Raw genomic sequence first — 3,065 nt, 5'->3', positions numbered from 1 at the left:
GGAAGCAAGATGCGAACGAACACGAAGTCAATTAATTGGAACAACTCTATATATTAATCCTTAATCTTCGACTTCTCAGAGATTTTTAATCTTGGACTCATAATTTTTTAATCTTTATCATTCACAATGAATTCATTGATTTATTTTTCAAATCAAATTACATAACATGAAAAGTAATACAATATCATCTACCGAGCAAAAGCAAGATAACATTAGAATTTTTATCAGAAATTTAAGTATTGTCTTTGCTGCTGGGTGTCTTGGCGGACTTTTGAACAGTTTAATGGTTTGGATATTCGGTTTTACGGGAATAACAGCAATATTTAACGTCCAAATTGCGCCAACTTTAACCCCATCTTGGCTATATCCTCGTATTGTTTGGGGTGGAATTTGGGGGTTTGTGTTTCTTCTACCTTTTTATCAAAGAAAATATCTTTGGAAAGGGATTTTATTAAGCTTATTACCCACTCTCGTTCAACTTTTTATTGTATTTCCTTTGCAAGCGAAGAAAGGAATTCTTGGTGTTGAATTAGGAAGCCTTACACCAGTATTTGTATTGCTTTTTAACTTTGTTTGGGGAATAACCGCAGCATTTTGGCTGAAAATAAGTAGGTAAAATTATGTAATCTGCTATATATTTGACGTTAGCGGCTTATACAATTATATTGGCGGTTTATTCAGGTTTTTCGGATGTTTTACAAACAAATTAATCTAAAAGAAAAATATCCGCTTTCAGAAAATGCCAATCAAAGTAATGTTCCAGTCGAGACAGACTTCGCAAATGCTACAACTAAAATTTCTATTATTATTCCCGCTCTTAACGAGTCGAAAAACATTAAAGCTACCTTAGCTAGTACTCAAATAAGTACAAATACAGAAATTATCGTAGTTGATGGTGGTTCTCAGGATAATACAGTTGATATCGCACAATCTGCGGGTGTGAAAGTGATTACAGGTTATCAAAATCGCGCTTGTCAAATGAATGCGGGTGCGATGAATGCGACAGGTGATATTTTATTATTTCTCCATGCTGACACTGTTTTACCTGCTAATTTTGATGCGATGATTCGTACCGCAATACAACAACCATTAGCTGTAGCAGGGGCGTTTTCTCTGCGAATAAATGCACCACAAATAGGTTTACGCTTGGTGGAATGGGGAGTAAAATTGCGTTCAAAGTGGTTGCAAATGCCTTATGGCGATCAAGGTATTTTTATTACTAAAAAAGTCTTTGATTCTATCGGCGGTTTTCCAGCATTACCTATCATGGAAGACTTTGAACTAATACGCAATTTAAAACGCTTGGGAAAAATTACTTTAATTCCCGTACCAGTAATTACTTCACCGCGTCGCTGGTTAAAAAAAGGAGTATTACAAACAACTTTAATTAATCAAATTGTAATTATTGCTTACTTTCTAGGAATTTCACCCCAAAGAATTCGTAGTTGGTATCGTGGAGAAAAAATCATTAAGTATTAAGCTTGTTCTCAGTTTAGTATCTTAAGTTAAGAGTTATGAGTTTAAAATTTTCACCTTTGACCTTTGACCTCTAACCTTTGACCTTTAAAATAATTCCCATGAAACATGATTACAAACGCTTTCTCAAACTGATATTGATAGCTTGCTTAATTATTATCTTCATCATCGCAGCTAAATATTTTAATCTACAAGGACTTTTTATTAAATCTTTACTGTGGGTAAATAGTCTTGGTTGGTGGGGACCGATCGCATTCATAATTATTTACAATGTTGCTACATTACTGTTTGTGCCAGGTTCCCTACTGACTCTCAAGGGAGGTTGTTTGTTTGGATTATTTGGTGGTTCTTTATATGTCCTGGTTGCAGCAACAATCGGTGCGACATTTGCATTTTTAATTGGACGTTATGTATCTCGCGATTGGGTATGTCAACAAATAGGTAAGAACCCAAAATTTCAAGCAATAGATAAAGCTGTTGCCAAAAATGGATTTAAAATTGTGTTTTTAACTCGTTTATCGCCGATTTTTCCATTTAATTTGTTAAATTACGCTTTCGGAGTTACTCAGGTATCGTTAAAAGATTATATTCTAGGAACTATCGGTATTCTTCCAGGAACTATAATGTATGTTTATATGGGTTCGTTAATTGGTGATATTGCGATGAAAAACCCATCTATTCCAACAAATCCGGAAACACAACTTATTCAGTTGTTGTTACAAGGAATTGGATTAATCGCTACGGCTTTTGTAACTATTTATATTGCTACAGTTGCTAAAAAAGCTTTACACAATGAACAATGAACAATTAATAAATAACAATGTATAAACTTCATAAATTTAGTCTATTTGTTTTAATCACATTTAGTATTGTAATCCTGTTTAATATCAACCCGGCTTTAGCTCAAGAAAGTGCAAATGTATCAGGTTTTAATCCTCAAGAATGGCTCAAAAATGCTTTGGAATGGATTAATAACCAAGGTGCTGTAGGTGGAATTGCCTTCATTTTACTTTACATTGTCGCTACCGTTGCTTTTCTACCGGGTTCTATTTTAACTTTAGGTGCGGGGGTAGTTTTTGATGTATTTTTAGGTTCAGTATACGTTTTTATCGGTGCAACAATTGGGGCGATCGCAGCTTTTTTAGTAGGACGTTATTTAGCTAGGGGTTGGGTTGTCAAGAAAATTTCTGGAAACAAAAAGTTTGCCGCAGTTGATAATGCTGTGGGTAGAGAAGGGTTAAAAATTGTTTTATTAACTAGACTTTCTCCAGTGTTTCCATTTAACTTATTAAACTATGCCTATGGTGTAACCGGAGTTTCTTTAAAAGATTATATTTTAGGAACTATCGGCATTCTCCCCGGAACAATTATGTATGTATATTTGGGTTCTTTAGCTGGTAATATTGCCACAATTGGAACGGGAGAACAAACAAGTAATCCTACCGTTGTTTGGACAATTCGGATTATTGGTTTTATTGCGACAGCCGCTGTTACTTTATATGTAACTAAAATTGCTAAAAAAGCCTTAGACGAAGAAACAATTATCAATGAGCAATAAACAACTATCAATTATCTTTTTTTCGTAGTGC

Annotated in this window: 4 protein-coding genes; all 4 read left to right on the top strand. The window is 34.3% G+C overall.

Features of this window, described 5'->3' with window-relative positions; translation table 11 throughout:
- Positions 1-166 precede the first annotated feature (166 nt).
- The 4 genes from VB797_RS31835 (at position 167) to VB797_RS31820 (ending at position 3,034) form a co-directional block, all read left to right on the top strand.
- Entirely contained in the window at positions 167-616 is a 450-nt protein-coding gene (locus tag VB797_RS31835) for a hypothetical protein (protein WP_323241797.1), read from the top strand.
- Positions 617-690: 74 nt separating this feature from the next.
- The gene (locus tag VB797_RS31830) at positions 691-1,479 is read left to right on the top strand and encodes a TIGR04283 family arsenosugar biosynthesis glycosyltransferase (protein WP_323241796.1); all 789 of its coding nucleotides are present in this window, start codon (positions 691-693) and stop codon (positions 1,477-1,479) included.
- 98 nt (positions 1,480-1,577) lie between these two features.
- Positions 1,578-2,279, top strand: a complete 702-nt coding sequence (locus VB797_RS31825; RefSeq protein WP_323241795.1) for a TVP38/TMEM64 family protein — start codon at positions 1,578-1,580, stop codon at positions 2,277-2,279.
- A 17-nt stretch (positions 2,280-2,296) separates the two neighbouring features.
- A complete protein-coding gene (locus tag VB797_RS31820; protein WP_323241794.1) occupies positions 2,297-3,034 on the top strand; it encodes a TVP38/TMEM64 family protein in 738 nt (245 codons plus the stop codon).
- The last annotated feature ends 31 nt before the right edge of the window (positions 3,035-3,065 follow it).

Origin of the sequence: Rivularia sp. UHCC 0363 (assembly GCF_034931125.1) — a bacterium.
In the GTDB taxonomy this organism is placed as follows: domain Bacteria; phylum Cyanobacteriota; class Cyanobacteriia; order Cyanobacteriales; family Nostocaceae; genus Rivularia.
This window is presented reverse-complemented; position numbering and strand designations above follow the sequence as displayed.

Excerpts from the sequence above, each read along its gene's own strand:
- VB797_RS31825 (WP_323241795.1), top strand. The coding sequence starts at position 1,578 with ATGAAACATGATTACAAACGCTTTCTCAAACTGATATTGATAGCTTGC.
- VB797_RS31820 (WP_323241794.1), top strand. The coding sequence starts at position 2,297 with ATGTATAAACTTCATAAATTTAGTCTATTTGTTTTAATCACATTTAGT.
- VB797_RS31835 (WP_323241797.1), top strand. The coding sequence starts at position 167 with ATGAAAAGTAATACAATATCATCTACCGAGCAAAAGCAAGATAACATT.
- VB797_RS31830 (WP_323241796.1), top strand. The coding sequence starts at position 691 with ATGTTTTACAAACAAATTAATCTAAAAGAAAAATATCCGCTTTCAGAA.